Origin of the sequence: Pseudomonas fluorescens, from assembly GCF_040448305.1 — a bacterium.
GTDB lineage: Bacteria > Pseudomonadota > Gammaproteobacteria > Pseudomonadales > Pseudomonadaceae > Aquipseudomonas > Aquipseudomonas fluorescens_BH.
Map to the genome: position 1 here is coordinate 1,181,810 of NZ_CP148752.1, position 18,286 is coordinate 1,200,095.

Consider the following 18,286-nt stretch of genomic DNA (forward strand, 5'->3'; position numbering starts at 1 on the left):
GGCTCCATGAGGAAAACTTGTCGATAAATCGAAAAGGTTGAGTTTGTCTCATGTTGATGCCGCTGTCGACCACAAGCACGGCGGAGCACATTGCGTGCCCCGCCGTTGTTACGTTACAGCATGGAAAAGTGTTTGTTGCCCAGCGGTTTGCCGATGTCGCCGCGCCAGATCGCCTCGACCGTACCGCCACTGGCGGCCACGTCCTTCTGCCATTGCAGGCCCAGGTTGCGTTGTTCCGGCAGTTTCAGATGGCCTTTGACGAAGTCGCTGAATTGCGGCTTGGCCGAGGTGTAGTGAAAGTGCGCGTACCACAGGGTTTGCGCCGGTTCGCTGCGCAGGTTGCGCACCTCGTATTCCTGGAGGAAATCCCGTCGTCCGTCCGGGCGTTTGCCCAGGTCGCGCAAACCGCCTTCCTTGCGGATGTCCACCACTTGCTGTTCAAGCAGATAGTCCAGATAACCTTCTGTCGGGGTTTTGCTGTTCATGCTTTGATCGATGCGCAGGGTGCGCCCCGTGCGCAACATCTCATCCGCCCGATTGCGCAATTGCAGCGCCACGGCCTCGGCGGGGGACAAGCGTTCGATCTCCCGGGCACGCATGGTCAACTCCGTGGCCTCGCTGCTCATCATGTGCTCAAGGTCGACCGGCAGCATGTTTTGCTGCGCATAGCCTTTGACTTTGTTGGTATAGGCGTCCGCGACCCCCAGCCTTTTTCCGGCCTCTGTCAGCAGCGGCCTGACATCGGTCGGCAATACCGGTTGCGTGGAGACAGCTGGTTCACTGAGGTGATATTTACCGTTGGAGCGGGGCAGCCAGGTTTCCGTACGGCCATCGACATCTTCGATGGTGAAGCGCTGTTGCCGAGTCACGACATCGGTACTGGGTTCGCCAATCAGCAATCGGTTGTCTTCAGTCTCGAACAGTTGTTTTCCGGTGCTTTTTGTCGGAGGTGGGGCTGCAGATCGATTTCCGATGGCATGGCGGGCGAGCGCTTCCATCTGGTCGAGGTCGTCTAGAAACGCACGGACTTGTTCCATATCCAGGTGTTGCGGATAGCCTAGCGTCCAAGCGCCAAGCTGGCGGCGGAACTCGCGGTAAGTGGTCAGGCATTCTTCGAAAACGCGGTTGCGCTGGCCGATATTGGAACGGACTTGTGGTAGTTGATATTGGGTGAATAGGACACGCCCGACCTTTTCACGGGATTGTTTCAATCGCACATGGAAGTAAAGCCACGTAAGGTCGTCAACGGCTTCAAAATGGGGGATGGTCTCCAGGACATACGCCGTCCTCAAGTAACGGTAAGTCGAGTCACTGTGCGTGTCGTTTAGAAGCTGCATGGTCTTGGCCGCCTCCTCTTTTTGCGGGGAGTGAGTGATTCGACGGACCCATTGTCTGGCGTCTTCGACAGCTTGGTGTTGCTGGTCAAACTCTTTGATAAAGTCCATTCGGGCCTCCTTGCGCTCGGCCAGCAGTTTCAAGTGTGTGGAGGTATTGGTGTTAGGCGTTGCGCCCGAACGATCGACCAACTGATCGATCCTTGCGTTGTACTCATTCAGGCGTTCCATGGAGAGGGCGATCCGGTGGTTCTGACGGTAAAAGACAGTCGCGGCGCAAGTATTTTGGTCTCTGTTGATCAAGGCGCGCTTGTTGCCATGGCTTAACACTTTCAACTCGCCCAAAGTCAGGTACAGGGTCTGCGCGGCTTCGATATCTTCCAGAAAGGCACGGTCGACAGTCGCGAGAGGCGGACGCTGAGTACCTTCAGGCTTGGAGTAGCTCTTCAGTAAGGAGTCGGTGTTTCTGGTTTGAGATTTGAGGCGACGGATATTGGCGTCGACGGTGTTGTTCAGGGTCAACTGCCGACGCAAGGCACGATCGGTCCACCAGCGTGGCAGCCAGCGGCGAATGGCGACCGGCCAGAGTGGGTCCAATCCATCGGCCATGTGCCCAAGCGCCGCGCCACCTCCCACGCCGCCGCCTTCGATCACGGTGCCGTATACCGCGTAGTGGGTGTTCCAGTGGCCGGATTCATCCAGGGCGATCGGCTGTTTGTAGGTCCGCGTGCTGGTGCCGCTCAAGCGCCAGCGCGGCGGATTGCCCGCCAGTTCGATGCGGTAGATACGGCCCTGGCTGAGCATGAAGTCGCCGTCGGCGTGGCGATACACATTGCGATAAAGGCCCTCGGTGCCCGGTTGCAGGCCCGAGAGGGAAAGCGGTTTTTCATGTTCATAACCCTTGAAGCGTTCCAGGGCACGCCGTGCCTGGCGTGGCGTCGATACCTGCAAGGCCCCCGGACTTTTGCCCAGCGCCCGCCACTGACGACTGCGCGTGGCGGCGCGGGCGGCAGCGGGCGCGGCACTGGCACCGGGGAGAATGTCCATGACCGCGTCGATCAGCGACAACAGCACCGCCTCCACCTCGGCCAGGCCATGGCCGACATCGCCGCGCAGGAAGGCCGCCACCGCTAGGTTGGCGCTGTTCCAGGCGTCGTACAGGGCGATGGCCGTACCGACGAAGGGCAGCATGCCCAGGGCCATTTTCAGGTAGTTGAACATGGCGCCGGACTTCAAAGCGACTTGCTCCAGATACAACGCATCATTGGAGCGCGATGTTGCCCGATGGGCTTCCAGCAAACGGCCCATGTGCACATTCAGCAGATGCGCCGCCAGGGATGTGCTGGATGGCCAGGCCGTGCCGACGCCGATCAGCCCGTCGAAGTTTTTCAACCGGGCCTGGTTGATCCGGCTGACGTGGTGGGCGACATCGCCCTTCAAGGCACGGTCGGCCAGGTAGCTGACCATCGAGCTGCGCAGGCAATCGTTGAACAAGCGCAGCCGCGCCTGCTCAAGGCTGTCGAACTGGCGCAGAAAAACCCCGTCGGGACTGTCGGGCAGATAAAGCAGGGTCAGACCACTGATTTGCTCCACGATAAAGGTGACGCCGGACAGCGTGGTCGGCCCCTGCCCATGGGTGTCCTTGCCGCCCACCGTGAGGTGTGCCGGCAGCAGTTCGATGCGTTTGCCATTGGCGCTAAAGCCTTCACGGCTGTTGGCATCGATGGCGATGTCCAGGACCTGTTGGCCATCGGCATTGATGTCTTTGGCGAGCACGGCGAACTCGCCTTGCAAACGCAGCATCAGGCGCCAGGGTTCACTCAGGCATTCGTGCCGGTATTCATTGTTGAACGTCGATGCCGTCGAGGAGCCGAGAAAGGTCTCGCGGATCAGCGTTTCATATTTCCCGGCCACATCCAGCTCGGTGACCAGCTTGCGCAGCCAGGACGTAGTGATGCCGCTTTTCACTTTCTGCCGTTGTACGGCGTCGGCACCGCTGACCTCGACCTGCATCAGCGACAGTCGCCACCACATTTCCTGATCGATGTTGCTCAGCGCCAGGTCGCCGAGAGACAGCTTGCTGCGCTGCTCGCTGGCGACCAGTACATTTTGCTGGGGGGTGCCTGGCGCGGCGCCTTCCATGACGACTTTGCGCCAAGTGGTGGAATCGGGAACGTCGAGCAGCACCTCCACCTGTTGAGTGAGGTCGAAGTCCTGGCGTAATCGGGCGTCGACAGCTTTCTTGCTGAAGGCTTCCCGAGGTGGCAGCTCGCGTTCCAGCCACTCGTGGGAGCGCTTCATCGCAGCGATGTAGGACTTGAACGACACCTTGAGTCGGTCACGCTGCACGGCGGAGAGTTCGCCATGCCACGACGGCAATTGGGCGGCCAGCGCACTGCTGCGGTTTTGTTCGAGGATGTGCGCGTACACCAACTCCCGGGCGGCGGACTGGGGAACGGTCAGGCAGGCAAGGGTCTGTTCGCGCAGCTTTTCCAGCTCTGCCGCGCGTTGGCTGGCATGAGACGGCACAGGATTGGTCGCCATGATCCGGGCAGCCTGTTGTTCACAGCTGTGAAGCTGGGTCTGCAAGGCGTATTCAAACGGCGGGCCGTTCAGCGGCAAGACGTGCAGGGCCAGGGTGTTGTCGTTGGCCGGACGTTTGAACAAGGTCTGTTCCAGTGCCTGTCGAGAGCTGAAACGCTGCAAACCACCGAAGCGCCCGGGCCAGTAGAGCAACAGGCTGTCGGTCGAGTCCGGCAGCAACGCCGAGGCCTTGGTAAACAGCAGGACACCATCCAGTTCCTCGGTTTGCGTGCGGTGGGTATCGCCTTCGGTGTCCGTCGCCGACAGCACCAGGCGTGCGACCACCAGATCGGCCGCTGGGGCTTGATCGGGGGCATCCAGCACACGAGTGAGCCACTGATGCTCTTCAGTGTTGATCTGGTTCAGGCTCAGTTGCAGTTCAGCTTCGGCACGCAGACCGTCCAGGCGCGCCTGGTAAAGGGTTGCGTAGTGCGGGCGGTTTTTGTGGCGCAGTTCCAGCATTTTTTGCGCACTGTCGGTGTTCAGCAGCGCGGTTGCGGCGGTGGTGCTGGCCTGCTCGGTCGCGGTGAGGGCATCCATTTGCCGTTGCAGACGTTGCAGGCGCGGGTCAGTGTGGTCGCCCTGAAAGTTCTCGCCCAACAAGGCATCCAGTGCCGTGCGCTGTTGCTCCAGTGCCTGGCGACGGATGCCCAGTGGAATATCGGGGCTTAACTGGCCGAACAGGACATCGTCTTCGTTGGTATCCGCGTCCGGCAAGGTGGCGGGCAAGGCCAGGATCAATTCGTTACGCGGCCGATCGGCAGGGGTGACAGGCAATCGTGCCCACAAGGATTCAGCGCTGGTCTGCAGCACGCTGCGCTCAAGCTCTGTGTAATAAACCCTGAGGGTGCCTGTCGGTAGCCGGGGTTGGTCGAACATCTGCGGCTGATGTTCGAACAGCCAGCTTTCCATATCGACACGGTTCTCAAAGGTCATCCAGGCGGATGGCAGGGAAGGCAAGTACAGCAACTGAGCGACCGGTTGCTTCGTGTCCCGGGTGATGACCAAGGCGCCCGATAGTTCGATTGACAGGTCTTTGTCATCCTTGAACTGCATTTGCTCGACGTAAATCTTTGGAGTGGCAGGCGTTGCTGTCTGCGCGGGCGGGTCGATGATCGCCTGCAATGTCTGGACCTGCTCGGTATCCAGGATGCCCTGGGCAAAAGCCCATTGGCTCGACGCCTCGAAATGCTGGCGGTACAAGCGGTTTGCCTGTGCCTTGCGCGACTGATCCGTACCGCGCGCACGGGCATTCCACCAAGTGCCGGCGAGCGGCGACTGCGGGTTTTGCGCCATAAGTGCCCGCCACTGCTCACAGCATTCGTTCCAGCGTTCCGAGGCGCTCAGGGTCAGACCCTGATCCGGGTTCGCGGGCAAAGGGAAGGCAAGGCCGAAATCGGCCGTTAGGGGTGTGGTTTCGTCAACCATGACGATGAATCTCCAGAAGGCCGGACCGTGCCGGCGGGACGGGCATTAGGAGGCAGTCGCCAAACGGTCGGGTGGTACATAGTTATCGCGAGGCTGAATTTGACACCGGATGACCGCCCGGCACTCTTCATCAAACTGTCATGGAACTGTGGCAGCGCGCTTGAACAAACTTCATCAGACTCGCGCTCTACTGGGGTTCTGCGTTTTGGTGTTTTTTCATGGGTGCTTCATTCTTTTCACGAATCGTATTGTTGGCCGCGCTGTTGTTCGGCCTGCCGTCCCTGGCGGCTTCGCGTTGTGACGTCAATGTTCCGACCGAACGGGTGGATCTGGCCCAGGTAAGCCTGGCGTACCAGAGCATCGGCCGTGCGTCGGATCCGGCATTGCTGCTGGTGATGGGCCTGGGCGGGCAATTGATTCACTGGCCGGATGAGGTGGTGGTCGCCCTGTGCCAGCAGGGATTCAGGGTGATCCGCTATGACAATCGCGATGTTGGTCTGTCGACCTGGCGGCAAACACCGGCCGAAGCCAACCTGACCTTCGAAGTGTTGCGTTACAAACTCGGTTTGCCAGTGTCGTCACCGTACTCGCTGACCGACATGGCCGACGATGGCCTGGGACTGATGGACGCCTTGCACATCGATCAATTCCACGTGTTGGGCGCCAGCATGGGCGGGATGATCGCCCAGCACATGGCGGCCATGGCACCGCAACGGATCGAGAGCCTGACCCTGATCATGACCACCTCCGGTGCCGAAGGCTTGCCGGCACCGAGTGCGGCGCTGGTGCAGTTGTTGGCCCGGCGCGGCGCACCGAACCGCGAAGTGGCCCTGGAGCAACAGGCCGACTTGCTGGCGGCGCTGGGCAGCCCGATGGTCACCGACGATCGCCAGTCGCTGTTGCATCAGGCGGCGCTGTCCTATGACCGGGCGTTCAATCCCGAGGGCGTGAAACGCCAGATCATGGCCATTCTCGCCGAACCGAGCCGGGTGACCCTGCTCAATCAGTTGCGGGTGCCGGCGCTGGTGGTGCATGGCACGGCCGACCCGCTGCTGCCGGTGATGCACGGGGTGCATCTGGCGGCGCATCTGCGCGGCAGTCAGTTGGTCTTGATTCCGGGCTTGGCCCATCGCTTCCAGGAGGCGTTCAAGGCGCCGTTGCTGGGGGCGGTGTTGCCGTATTTGCGCGAGCACCGTGAAGACACTTCACATTGGGCGCAGATCGAGCCTGTGGCCGATCGCAACCTCCTCTAACCCCCGATCACCTGTAGGAGCGAGCCTGCTCGCGAAAGCGGTGTTTCAGCCAGCGATGATATCGACTGATCCGGCGCTATCGCGAGCAGGCTCGCTCCCACAGGAGAATGCATGGTCCATCAGTGGCTCAACCCGTACTTCTTTACCTTGTCGAACAGCGTGGTCTTGGCCATGCCCAGTTCCTGGCTGGCCTGGGTCAGGTTGCCGCCGCTGCGTTGCAAGGCATCGCTGAGCAGGTTGCGCTCGAAGGCTTCCACCGCTTCGGCAAAGGCCAGGCCCTGATTACCGCCGCCGGCACCGGTTTTCTTGAACGCCGGCAGGCCCAGGGCAAAGCGCTCGGCAACGTTGCGCAGTTCACGCACGTTACCCGGCCAGTCGTGGCTCATCAGGTTCGAAACGGTCTGGTTGTCCAATTCCGGCACCGTGCGGTCGAAGCGCAGGGATGACAGCTGCAAAAAGTGTTCGAACAGTTGCAGGATGTCCTCGCGGCGCTCGCGCAGCGGCGGCAGTTCCAGGGTCACCACGTTGAGGCGGTAATACAGGTCGCTGCGGAACTCGCCGGCCTTGCTTGACTCGACGAGGTCGGATTTGGTCGCCGCGATCACCCGGCAATCCACCGCTACGCTCTGGTTCGATCCGAGGCGTTCGAGGGTGCGTTCCTGCAACACCCGCAGCAGTTTGATCTGCAAGGGCAGGGGCATGCTTTCCACTTCGTCGAGGAACAGCGTGCCGCCGTCGGCGTGTTCGATCTTGCCGATCCGCCGTTTGCCGGCGCCGGTAAAGGCGTTGGCTTCGTGGCCGAAAATTTCACTTTCGAACAGGTTTTCCGGCAGGCCGCCGCAGTTCAGCGCGACGAACTGCTTGGTGTGTCGCCGACTGAAATCATGCAGGCAGCGCGCAACCAATTCCTTGCCGGTGCCGGTCTCGCCTTCGATCAGCACGTTGGCCGAGGTATCGGCAACGTTGGCGATCAGTTCCCGCAGGTTCTGCATGGCCGGCGAGCGACCGATGATCCGCCCTTCGAGGGAGTCGCGCTCGGCCAGTTGCCGACGCAACGACGAGACTTCTCGCGCCAGGCTGCGTTGCTCCAGGGCGCGGCGGGCGACGTCCACCAGGCGTTCGGGGGAGAAGGGTTTCTCCATGAAGTCGTAGGCGCCTTTCTGCATCGCGCCGACGGCCATGGAAATGTCGCCGTGGCCGGTAATCAACACCACCGGCAAGCTGCGATCACGCTCCTTGAGTCGTGTCAGCAGTTCCAGGCCATCGATGCCCGGCAGGCGAATGTCGCTGACGACGATGCCGGCGAAGTTGTCGCCGACCCGCTCCAGGGCTTCTTCGGCGCTACCCACGCCAATGCAGGGAATGTCTTCCAGGGTCAGCGCCTGTTGGCAGCCGAGCAGCACATGGGGGTCGTCTTCGACGATCAATACACTAAGGTCGTTGTTCATATTGGCTCGGCGGGAGTGGGGCTTACCAACGGTAAACTGAGGACGAATGCGGTACCACCGCTGGCCGGGTGCTCGACACCCAGGTGACCGCCGGTGGCGGCGGCGAGGCTGGCGGAAAGGGTCAGGCCGAGGCCCAGGCCCTGTTCGCCGGGTTTGGTGGTGAAGAACGGTTCGAACAGGTGCTTGCGCGCTTCGGCGTCGATGCCGTGGCCGTTGTCACGCACCCGCAGGCGATATTTGCCATCGAACGCTTCGCCTTCGAGCCACAGCTCGGGTTGCGGCTGCGCTTGCATGGCGTCGAGGGCGTTGCCGATCAGGTTGACCAGAATCTGCTCCAGGCGGGTCTGGTCGATCTGCACCTGCACATCGGTGAAATCGCGGTGCAGTTGCAGCTGGATGTTTTCCACCCGGCCGCCGAGCAATTGCAAGGCCGCGTCCACGCCTTTGCCGAGGCAGGCCTGGCCCTTGTCGTCACCGCGCCGGGCGAACGAGCGCAGGCTGGCAGTGATCCGGCCCATGCGGTCGATCAGTTCGTTGATGGTCTTGAGGTTGGTGCTGGCCACGTCGAGCTGGCCGCGTTCGAGGAAGCGCACGGTATTGCCGGACAAGGTGCGCAGCGCCGCCAGCGGCTGGTTCAGTTCGTGGGCGATGCTGGTGGACATCTGGCCGATGGCCGCGAGTTTTCCTGCCTGTACCAATTCATCCTGGGCGCGGCGCAAGGTCTCTTCGGCCTGCCGGCGTTCGCGGATCTGGCCCTTGAGCCGTTCGTTGCTGGCGCGCAGGTCGGTGGTGCGTTCGGTAATCCGACGCTCCAGCTGATTGTTGGCTTCCTGCAAGGCTTCCCGGGCCGCGAGGCGGGTGGCGATCACCTTGCGTCGCTCGTTCCAGGCGATCAAAAGGAACGCCAGGAGGGCAAACGCCACGGCCACCAGGATCCCCTGGTTGATCGCTTCGCGGCGCAAGTCCTGAAGCGGCGTGAGCAGGGTGAAGTTCCACGGCGTATCGCCGAGCGGCCGGGTTTGCGCCAGGTAGCTGATGTTTTCATCGTCGGACACCAGTTCGCTGTTGGCCGGGAACGTGAGTTTTTCCACGCCTTCGGACAGGGTTTCCCGGGCCAGCGGCTGCAATTCGTTGAGCGGGAACCAGTAGTACTGCAGGCTGCGGGCGAGTTTTTCCTTGGTTTCTTCGCTCAGCGGCACCACCGATTTCAAGCGCCGCGCCGGATCGCTGGACAGAATGATGATGCCGTTTTCGTCGCTGACGAAGGCTTCCAGGCGTGCCCGTTGCCAGCGTTCTTCCATGGCTTCCAGGCGGACCTTGACCACCGCGACGCCGATGATCTTGCCGTGTTCTTCCAGGCCATGGGCCAGGTAGTAACCGGGTTCGCCGTTGGTGCTGCCGATGCCGTAGAAGCGCCCCGGCTGACCGCGCACGGCGTTCTGGAAATAGGCGCGAAAGGACAGGTCTTCACCCAGGTAACTGTCGACATCGCGCCAGTTGCTGGTGGCCATGACGCGACCGGTGGTGTCCATCACGTAGATGGCCCGACTGCGGCTGCGCCGGTTCAGGCCTTCGAGGTAATCGTTGACCGTCTGCCGGTGTTCCGGAGTCGGGTCGGCCAGCAACTGCGGAACGCTGGTTTCGAGTTCCAGCAGGCTGGGCAGGTAGGTGTATTTGCTGATTTCGCTTTCGACGGCACGGGCGTGCAGTTCCAGCTGACGCTGGCCGTTTTCGCCAAGGCTGCGAATGCCGTAGTGCTCACTGATCCAGAAGCCGATACAGCCCAGGCCGATCATCATGGCGATGATCAGCGGCGGCAGGAACAAATGACGAACCAGACGGGGTTTCACGGCGAGTGATGGCATTGCTGCGCGATAAAGATTGGGGTCGCATTTCATCACAGATGCCTTGGGTCAACCACAACACAAATCTGCAAGCCACCACCGCGGCCCCCTGTAGGAGCGAGCCTGCTCGCGATAGCGGACTGACATTCAACATCAATGTTGACTGTCAGGGCCTCATCGCGAGCAGGCTCGCTCCCACAGGAGATCGGTACGGCTTCGGGCTATTGCCCGGTGCTTTTAGTGCTGCAGAATCTTGTTGAGGAAGTGCTGCGTACGCTCGGCGCGGGCGTTGATGTCGCCGAAGAACTCTTCTTTCTTGCAGTCTTCGATGATCTTGCCCTGGTCCATGAAAATCACGCGGTCCGCCACTTTACGGGCGAAGCCCATTTCGTGGGTCACGCACATCATGGTCATGCCTTCGTGGGCCAGTTGCACCATCACGTCGAGCACTTCGTTGACCATTTCCGGGTCCAGCGCGGAGGTTGGTTCGTCGAACAGCATGACGATCGGGTCCATCGCCAGCGCACGGGCAATCGCCACACGCTGTTGCTGACCGCCGGACAGTTGGCCCGGGTGCTTGTGGGCATGGGCCGAGAGACCGACGCGTTCGAGCAGTTGCAGGCCTTTCTTGGTGGCTTCTTCCTTGCTGCGGCCCAAGACCTTGATCTGCGCGATGGTCAGGTTTTCGGTGATGGTCAGGTGCGGGAACAGCTCGAAGTGCTGGAACACCATGCCCACGCGGGAACGCAGTTTCGGCAGGTTGGTCTTCGGGTCGGCGATGGAGGTGCCGTCGACCACGATGTCGCCTTTCTGGAACGGTTCCAGGGCGTTGACGCACTTGATCAGGGTCGACTTGCCGGAACCGGATGGCCCGCACACCACGATCACTTCGCCTTTTTTGACCTCGGTGCTGCAATCAGTCAGTACCTGGAAGTCCCCATACCACTTGTTGATGCTTTTGATAGAGATCATACGGCGAACCTTTTTTGCAGACGCTTGACCAGCTGCGAGGCGGCAAAGCTGATGATGAAGTACACGAGACCCGCGAAAATCAGGAACTCATTGGAGCGGCCAATGATGTCGCCACTGGCGCGCGAAGCATTGAGGAAGTCCACCAGGCCGACGGCGTAGACCAGCGAGGTGTCCTGAAACAGGATGATGCTCTGTTGCAGCAACAGCGGCGTCATCTTGCGGAACGCTTGCGGCAGGATGATCAGGCGCATCATCTGGCCATAGCTCATGCCAAGGGCCTGGGCGGCGCCCATTTGACCCTTGGGAATCGACTGCACACCGGCGCGGACGATTTCGCAGAAGTACGCCGCTTCGAACATCATGAAGGCCACGATGCACGAGGCGAACGCGCCGATCGGCGTGTCTTCGCCGGTGATCCAGCGCAGCACGAACGGCACCGCCAGGTAGAACCAGGTGATCACCAGCAGCAACGGGATCGAGCGGAAATAGTTGACGTACGCGCCGGCGATGTTCGACAGCAACTTGCTGTGGGACAGACGCATCAACGCCAGGAGGGTGCCGAGGATGATCCCGCCGACCACGCCCATGGCCATCAGCTTGAGGGTCATGATCATGCCGTTCCACAGGCCCGGCAGGGACGGGATGATGCCCGAGAAGTCGAATTCCATCATTTACCCCCTACGGAGATCAGGCCCGGTACGGCGACTTTCTTCTCGACCATGCGCATCAGCAACATCAGGCTCATGTTCAGGGTGAAGTAGATCAGCGTTGCCAGGGTAAAGGCTTCGAACAGGTTGGCGGAGAACTCGGCGGTCTGTTTGGTCTGCGCGAGCAATTCCATCAAGCCGATCAGCGAGGCCACGGAGGTGTTCTTGAAGACGTTCAAGAATTCCGAGGTGAGCGGCGGAATGATGATCCGGTAGGCCTGTGGCAGCAGCACGTTCCAGTAGATCTGCGGCAGTTTGAAACCCATGGCGCGGGCCGCGGATTCCTGGCCTTTTGGCAGGGCCTGGATACCGGTGCGCACCTGTTCGCAAACCCGGGCGGTGGTGAACAGGCCCAGGCACACGACGACGCTGAGGAAGGCCGAGGTGGTCGGGTTCAGATCCTGCTTGTACCACTCTTGCAGGTCCGCCGGCAGCAGGTCGGGTACCAGGAAGTACCAGATGAACAGCTGAACCAGCAGCGGCACGTTACGGAAGAGTTCGACGTAGCAGGTGGCGATGCCCGATACGATGCGGTTCGGCACGGTACGCATGACGCCCAGGATCGAGCCCAGTGTCAGGGCGATGATCCAGGCCGCGATGGCGATACCGATGGTCCAGGCCAGACCGGACACGTACCAGTCGAAATAGGTCTCGCTGCCCACGCCGGTGGACTTGAAGAACACGCCCCAGTCCCAGTTGTAATTCATTAGGGTCTCCCCTCAGTTCAATCGATGTACAAGTGCCCGCTTGGGGGAAGCTCCGTTCCCGCCTGACCTTGAGAGTCAGGCACACGCGCTCGGCTCGACAGCCACCGGTTCGAGTGTTTCCAGAAATGCCAGCAGGAAGTGACCACCTCCTGAAAGGGCGAGGGCCCTCTCAGGAGATAAGGTTAGTCAGAAATCAGGACTTCTTGTCGTCAGCCGCTTTATCAGTCGGTTTGGCGATCAGGGCCTTGAGTTCTTCGCTCATCGGGAAGTTCAGGTTCAGGCCTTTTGGCGGGATTGGTTGCATGAACCACTTTTCGTAGATCTTGTTGATCTCGCCCGATGCGTAGGTGGCCTTGATGGCGTCATCCACAGCCTTTTTGAACGGCTCGTCGCCTTTGCGCACCATGCAGCCGTAGATTTCGTAGGACTGTGGAGTGCCGGTTACGGCCCAATCACTGGCCTTCTTGGCCTTGGCAGCTTCACCAGCCAGCAGGGCGTCATCCATCATGAAGGCCACTGCACGGCCGGTTTCCAGCATCTGGAACGACTCGCCGTGGTCTTTGGCGGAGATGACGTTCATGCCCATCTGCTTGTCGGCGTTCATCGCCTTGAGGATGCGCTCGGACGTGGTGCCGGCGGTGGTCACGACGTTCTTGCCTTTCAGATCGTCGAAATCCTTGTACTTGGAGTCTGCCTTGGACAGCAAGCGAGTACCGATTTCGAAGATGCCAACGGAGAAGTCAACTTGCTGCTGACGCTCGACGTTGTTGGTGGTGGAACCGCACTCGAGGTCCACGGTGCCGTTCTGCACCAGCGGGATGCGGGTTTGCGAAGTCACCAGGTTGTATTTGACCTGGAGGTTCGGCATGTCCAGGTCTTTTTTGATGGCTTCGACGACTTTCAACTGGATGTCGTGGGAGTAGCCGACCGGTTTGCCGGAAGCGTCTGCAATGTAGGAAAACGGAATGGAAGCGTCGCGATGGCCCAGGGTGATGGTGCCGGAGTCTTTGATCTTCTTCAGGGTGCCGGTGAGTTCGGCGGCGAAAACTGGCGTGCTGATCAGAGCGGCAGCAATGGCTGCGCCCAGGATATGGGGAACGATGCGCATCAAATTTTCCTCGACATTGTTTTTTTTATGGAGCCAGTTCACCGGCCCTTTTGTGCTGCAAAACACCTGAGCGCTACGATGAGTCGGCGCAAAGGACATTCGTCGAAGAAGTGTAGAGCATGACTCGTGCCAGACCAGTGTGAATTGATCAAGACGTTGATTTATAAGGGAATTAAATATTTTTTGCGTTGAGATTTCACTGAGGTGATCCGGTTAACCGAACCGACCCGCAGGTCGCGTTCGGAAAACCGAATGGTGGCAGGGTGCTACCCGATCATCAGGTGTACTTGCGCTTGTCGGGAGCCGGCGGGAAGTACTGGTACAACCAGGTTTCACTCAGCGTGCGGTCGTTGGTGCGGATGAACAGGCGCAGCTCGACAGGCTCGACGCTGTCATTGGTCGGGTACCAGTCAAACAGGATGCGGTAGCCCTTGATGTCGTCGAGCTTGAGCACGCTGAAATCCTTGACCTCGCCGTTCGAGCAAGTGACCACCGGCTCGATGCCCGCGCCTTCAGGCAAGCGGTCCAGGCCGCCGCCGGTAAAGTCCACGGCAAAACGACGGGCCCAGACTGGCGGGTAATGCTCGCCTGGCGCCCAGCCTTCGGTGAAGCCGCCCATGCCCGAACGGGTCGCGTTGACCCGTGCCAACGGCGTTCCGACTGGCGGCAATGCGCTCCAGTACAGCTTGTAGCCGTAGTTCAACGAATCCCCCGCAGCTACCGGTTTCTTCGGCGTCCAGAAGGCGACGATGTTGTCCATGGTTTCGCCGGTGGTCGGGATCTCCAGCAGATCGACCGAGCCTTCGCCCCACGCGGTGGTCGGTTCGACCCACAGGCTCGGGCGGCGGCTGTACCAGTCGACCGTGTCCTGATAGCTGGCGAACTCGTGGTCGGTCTGCACCAGGCCGAAGCCCTTCGGGTCGGTATCGGCAAAGGCATTGAATTGCAGGGTCGCCGGGTTGTTCAGCGGGCGGCAGATCCACTCGCCGTTACCGCGCCACATGGCCAGGCGGTCGGAGTCGTGGATTTGCGGGTGAATGGTGTCGCACATCCGGCGTTCGTGGGTGCCGCAACTGAACATGCTGGTCATCGGCGCGATGCCCAACTGGTCGATGGCGGTCCGTGCGTTGACGTGGGCGTCGATCTCCATCACCACGCGCTCGGCCTGGCAGTCGATATCGAAGCGGTAGGCACCGGTGGCGCTCGGCGAGTCGAGCAGGGCGTAGACCACGAAGCGGGTGCTGTCCTTGTTCGGTGTCTCGAACCAGAACTTGGTGAAGTCAGGGAATTCTTCACGCTTCTTGGCGTAGGTGTCGATCGCCAGCCCGCGGGCCGACAAACCGTACTGGCCGGTGGCGTCCACCGCACGGAAGTAACTGGCGCCGAGGAAGGACACGACATCGTGCTTGTCCAGTTCCGGGGCCTTGAACAGCTTGAAGCCGGAGAAACCCAGGTCACCCTTGAGCTGTGCGGTGTCGACCGTGGTGTTTTCATAGTTGAACAGCGATGGGCGGAAATGCACCTCGCGGGCCATCCGGGTTTTCGGATCGACGCTGTACATGCGCACCGGCTGCTTGAACCCCATGCCGACGTGGAAGAACTGCACGTCCAGCTGGCCCTTGAGCTCTTTCCACAACGAATGATTGCCGTCGTAGCGGATCGCATTGAAGTTCTGCGGCGTCATGGTCGCCAGGGTCGGCGGCAACTGTTGCTTGGTGTCCTGGTAGCGATTGCTGGCGAGCTGTTTGGCCTGGAGCTTCAGCGCCTCGAAATCGAACGCGGTGGCTTCGCCGTCAGCGGTGCCACCGCCGGCGGCCCAGGCCTTGGCGGCCAACAGGCCCGTGGCGGACAAACCGGTGTAGGCCGCGATGGCCATGGAGGCTTTGAGCAAGTTCCTGCGGTGCATAAATACAACCTGTCGTGAACAATCCCGCGCCGTTCCTGGCACGTGCTGGATCAGAAATATCGGTTCGGACATGCCTTCGGCCAAACACAACGGACTTTTACACAGATGCCCGACAGCTTAAACCGTTCGATTGAAGAGCAAAATTGATTGATGGCACTGCGCCGTCTCAGCAATGAAACAAGACATGTCGGGAAACAATTCCGACAGGGGTTTCTGATTTACAGGGCATTTCTGCTTTTTTCGACTAATTACTCTAAAAACCGCTTTTCAGCGCCCGGAATATTTCTATTCTGTGCACATGACCGGTTTATGCCCTTCGGACCGGTGCGGTTCAGCGGGCACCCAGCGGCTGCTGAAAAAGGGATAGGGCGATGCGGTTTTTTGCAGTTTCTTTGACGTCTAGAGAAGGACATCGTCCATGTCGAAAGTACAAGGCATCACCGAAATGTTGGGAATCTTTCCGTGTCTGGCCCTGGGGCGTCGAAGACGCCGGCTCAATAGCGAGGAAATGAAACTGGTGGAACGCTATCGGGAACTGTCGGAGAGCGACAGGATCGCGATGAGGTATCTGGTGGATGCGATGAGGAGTGTTTCGAGGTTTTGAAGAAGGCGGGTATTCAGTCGCGGCAAGGTAGTCGCGGCTGAGTGCTTTCTACCAATCTTGCGAGCGCTCCATTCGCTGATGGAGCACTCGCAAAACTTGAATTTTTCCTTGAGAAAATCGGTAAGGAGCAATGAAGGGATAACGATCAAGAACCAGTTCTCGTACATCTGGCATGACGGAAGGTCTGCCTGAGCCAGGAAACACTTCCAGTTGTTTGAAGGACTGCAAAATCGTCGAGATGATCTTCATGGCGGCGTCTGCGCCTGCGGTCTCTCGGTAGTGTTCGTGGATATTGTCGAGGTCGCTTTCCGCTTTTTCAGTCAGTACTACGTTCGGCACGTTTTTCCCACTTAGCCTTCACGGCGTCCAGATCGGTGAGTTTCCCAGCATCGGCATCGGCTATACCCTCGCTGATGGCTTGCAGATGCCAAGACTCAGCTTCCACATATCGAACCAGTGCTCGCTTTAGGTGATATTGACGATCGCGATCAGTGGCTGCTGCCAATTGATCCAGTTGTTGAGCCAGAAGCTCTTCGACGCGAAAAGATAGAACGGGCGAGGCCATGACGGCTTTCCTCAATGTGTATACGCTGTAAACCACGTAAACACCCTAGGTTGTACCGTGATGTTCGTCAACCCTCACCACGTGCTGAGTAAAAGACACTCTAGCCAGTGATACTGCAGTGGACGGAGGGGAAATGTTGCGAGTGATTGCCTTGTAAGCAGATTGTCCACTGGCATAGGGGCGAGCGCTGTTATCGACTCACCTTTCACGCCTCTCCTGAAGCGGCGAGGCCGTGCTCATACGGCAAACGGGGCAGACGGTAGCGTCCGCCCCGTTTTCATTAAGGGCTCAAGACTCAGCGGCAGGTGCCCGCAACCGGATAGGGGCGCTGCACCTGCATCAACTCAGGCATGTCTCGCCACTTGATCCAGGCGTGATGTTGGTAATGCAGCAAGGGCACCGAGATTCCGGCCCAATTCAAGGAACTCAGGCTTGGCAGGTTTTCCACAGACGCTGATTTCGCATCACGCAGCGAGGGTATGACGTCGTTGCTCAACCACTGGCGCAGGTTGCGGTTTTCCGGGACGAAGTGGTGAACCAGCAAGGCGTACATGCCTGATTCGCTGACCATCAGGGCTTCGACCGTTTTGCCGTCCTTGCGCAGCCAGACGCTGCGACGTTGGTCGGGGTCGAGTTTCAGGGTGAGCCGTTCATTCAGGGGTTTGCCCATCAGGCGCCCAAGGTCCTGAACACAGAACCAGGCTTGGTTGTCTTGCATAAAGGCGTGGAGGAAGCGGTTGTGGCGGGTGAAGACGGTGGGATCAAAATAGGGAAGAGGCGAGCTTTGAGGATGCATTGGCATGGCGTGATTTCCGTTTTGGTTTGGAAAGTCACCACCAACCCTTCGACAGGTTGGGTGGCGGACCGAGTGGCGTTCGAAGTCGGGACACTTCCAATCAAAACGGAAGCCGGAAGGCCCGCGCCACACGGCCCGCCATAATGCAGAACTGAAGGCATAAAACAGCCACAGTTCTATGGGGGCACACGAGCACCGTTTTGACTTGTTCCGGCTTCGACTCCGGGGCGCTGATTTGGCAGCGACGGAGCAAAGCCTATCGGTCAGGCGCTCGCGGCACCAAGTCTACTCTGGCGACGCTTGTTGTAGGAATCGAGGGTTTTTCAGGAAGGCTGCATCTGTAGGAATTTCCTGTTTTTGCGTGAGGTACAGGAGCAAGGGACTTCAAGCGCGTTTTTTCCATTATTTTTTGCGCTCATCAGACGGTGCAAAATGGAGAGTGCCTTGAAAGTATCCCTCAAACAGATAAGCGGTCCCTGGGATCAGGGATGGGTGCTGGACAAGCACATGATAAGTAGTACCTTTCTCGGAAACGATGAGCGCGGAAATCCATGCTTCGATAATCATCGTACTGAGGTAGGAGAGGCGACCTACCAGCTCAAATACCAGAAGGATTGGAATCAAGTGGGGCCACTTGCTCAAGCCGTGGCAACGAATGTTTTTCCGAAGCTGGATCAAGTGGGATTCGTCGTTCCTATGCCAGCCTCGAATGTTCGCCGACGACAACCGGTTACCGAGGTTGCAGTTGAGTTGGGGCGTATTGTAGGGAAACCGGTATTTTCGGATTTACTCCGAAAGGCCATTACCGGACAATCGCTCAAGGATTTGCACTCCAAAGCTGAAAAGGTTGCTGCTATTGGAGATGGTTTTAGTGTGAATGATGTGATTATCAACGCTGGCTGCTGGAACGCTTTGGTTGTTGATGATTTGTTTGATAGTGGTGCATCAATGGAGGCAGCCTGTACAGCTTTACGTAAGTGTCAAAAGGTGCGGAGCATTTACGTGGTGGCACTAACTTGGAAGTGATCTAA

General features: G+C 59.4%; 14 protein-coding genes. 3 read left to right on the forward strand and 11 right to left on the reverse strand.

Annotation, left to right across the window (positions count from 1 at the left end; translation table 11 throughout):
• Window positions 1-113: 113 nt before the first annotated feature.
• A complete protein-coding gene (locus WHX55_RS05275; RefSeq protein ID WP_353742185.1) occupies window positions 114-5,345 on the reverse strand; it encodes a DUF6543 domain-containing protein in 5,232 nt (1,743 codons plus the stop codon).
• A 218-nt stretch (window positions 5,346-5,563) separates the two neighbouring features.
• Between WHX55_RS05275 and WHX55_RS05280 the strand changes: the two genes are divergently transcribed.
• Entirely contained in the window at window positions 5,564-6,598 is a 1,035-nt protein-coding gene (locus WHX55_RS05280; RefSeq protein ID WP_150757269.1) for an alpha/beta hydrolase, read from the forward strand.
• A gap of 119 nt (window positions 6,599-6,717) precedes the next feature.
• Here WHX55_RS05280 and WHX55_RS05285 read toward each other — a convergent pair whose 3' ends face one another.
• From WHX55_RS05285 to WHX55_RS05315, 7 genes are all read right to left on the reverse strand, one after another.
• Entirely contained in the window at window positions 6,718-7,998 is a 1,281-nt protein-coding gene (locus tag WHX55_RS05285) for a sigma-54 dependent transcriptional regulator (RefSeq protein WP_353743022.1), read from the reverse strand.
• A 44-nt stretch (window positions 7,999-8,042) separates the two neighbouring features.
• A complete protein-coding gene (locus WHX55_RS05290) occupies window positions 8,043-9,944 on the reverse strand; it encodes a sensor histidine kinase (RefSeq protein WP_150754250.1) in 1,902 nt (633 codons plus the stop codon).
• A 183-nt stretch (window positions 9,945-10,127) separates the two neighbouring features.
• Window positions 10,128-10,862, reverse strand: coding sequence for an amino acid ABC transporter ATP-binding protein (locus tag WHX55_RS05295; RefSeq protein WP_057716227.1), 735 nt, complete (start codon window positions 10,860-10,862; stop codon window positions 10,128-10,130).
• Window positions 10,859-11,530: an ABC transporter permease subunit gene (locus WHX55_RS05300; RefSeq protein WP_353743023.1), complete on the reverse strand. Its 672-nt coding sequence runs from the start codon at window positions 11,528-11,530 to the stop codon at window positions 10,859-10,861. Before WHX55_RS05300 ends, WHX55_RS05295 begins: the two co-directional genes overlap by 4 nt.
• The gene (locus WHX55_RS05305) at window positions 11,530-12,276 is read right to left on the reverse strand and encodes an amino acid ABC transporter permease (protein ID WP_056721091.1); all 747 of its coding nucleotides are present in this window, start codon (window positions 12,274-12,276) and stop codon (window positions 11,530-11,532) included. Before WHX55_RS05305 ends, WHX55_RS05300 begins: the two co-directional genes overlap by 1 nt.
• Window positions 12,277-12,469: 193 nt before the next feature.
• Entirely contained in the window at window positions 12,470-13,384 is a 915-nt protein-coding gene (locus tag WHX55_RS05310) for a glutamate/aspartate ABC transporter substrate-binding protein (protein ID WP_150728093.1), read from the reverse strand.
• Window positions 13,385-13,661: 277 nt separating this feature from the next.
• Window positions 13,662-15,290 carry a glucan biosynthesis protein D gene (locus WHX55_RS05315; protein WP_150754248.1) on the reverse strand — a complete coding sequence of 543 codons (1,629 nt, stop codon included), beginning with the start codon at window positions 15,288-15,290 and terminating at the stop codon, window positions 13,662-13,664.
• 418 nt (window positions 15,291-15,708) lie between these two features.
• Here WHX55_RS05315 and WHX55_RS05320 point away from each other — a divergent pair, with 418 nt between their 5' ends.
• The gene (locus tag WHX55_RS05320) at window positions 15,709-15,894 is read left to right on the forward strand and encodes a hypothetical protein (protein ID WP_046041279.1); all 186 of its coding nucleotides are present in this window, start codon (window positions 15,709-15,711) and stop codon (window positions 15,892-15,894) included.
• A 48-nt stretch (window positions 15,895-15,942) separates the two neighbouring features.
• Here WHX55_RS05320 and WHX55_RS05325 read toward each other — a convergent pair whose 3' ends face one another.
• The 3 genes from WHX55_RS05325 to WHX55_RS05335 all read right to left on the reverse strand — a co-directional run bounded on the left by WHX55_RS05325 (window position 15,943) and on the right by WHX55_RS05335 (window position 17,261).
• On the reverse strand, window positions 15,943-16,233 hold the full coding sequence (locus WHX55_RS05325; protein ID WP_218430119.1) for a type II toxin-antitoxin system RelE/ParE family toxin: 291 nt from the start codon (window positions 16,231-16,233) through the stop codon (window positions 15,943-15,945).
• Window positions 16,211-16,459 carry a ribbon-helix-helix protein, CopG family gene (locus WHX55_RS05330; RefSeq protein ID WP_150728218.1) on the reverse strand — a complete coding sequence of 83 codons (249 nt, stop codon included), beginning with the start codon at window positions 16,457-16,459 and terminating at the stop codon, window positions 16,211-16,213. Before WHX55_RS05330 ends, WHX55_RS05325 begins: the two co-directional genes overlap by 23 nt.
• A gap of 295 nt (window positions 16,460-16,754) precedes the next feature.
• Window positions 16,755-17,261, reverse strand: a complete 507-nt coding sequence (locus tag WHX55_RS05335) for a Bro-N domain-containing protein (protein WP_353742186.1) — start codon at window positions 17,259-17,261, stop codon at window positions 16,755-16,757.
• A 438-nt stretch (window positions 17,262-17,699) separates the two neighbouring features.
• Between WHX55_RS05335 and WHX55_RS05340 the strand changes: the two genes are divergently transcribed.
• Window positions 17,700-18,281: a ComF family protein gene (locus WHX55_RS05340; protein ID WP_353742187.1), complete on the forward strand. Its 582-nt coding sequence runs from the start codon at window positions 17,700-17,702 to the stop codon at window positions 18,279-18,281.
• The last annotated feature ends 5 nt before the right edge of the window (window positions 18,282-18,286 follow it).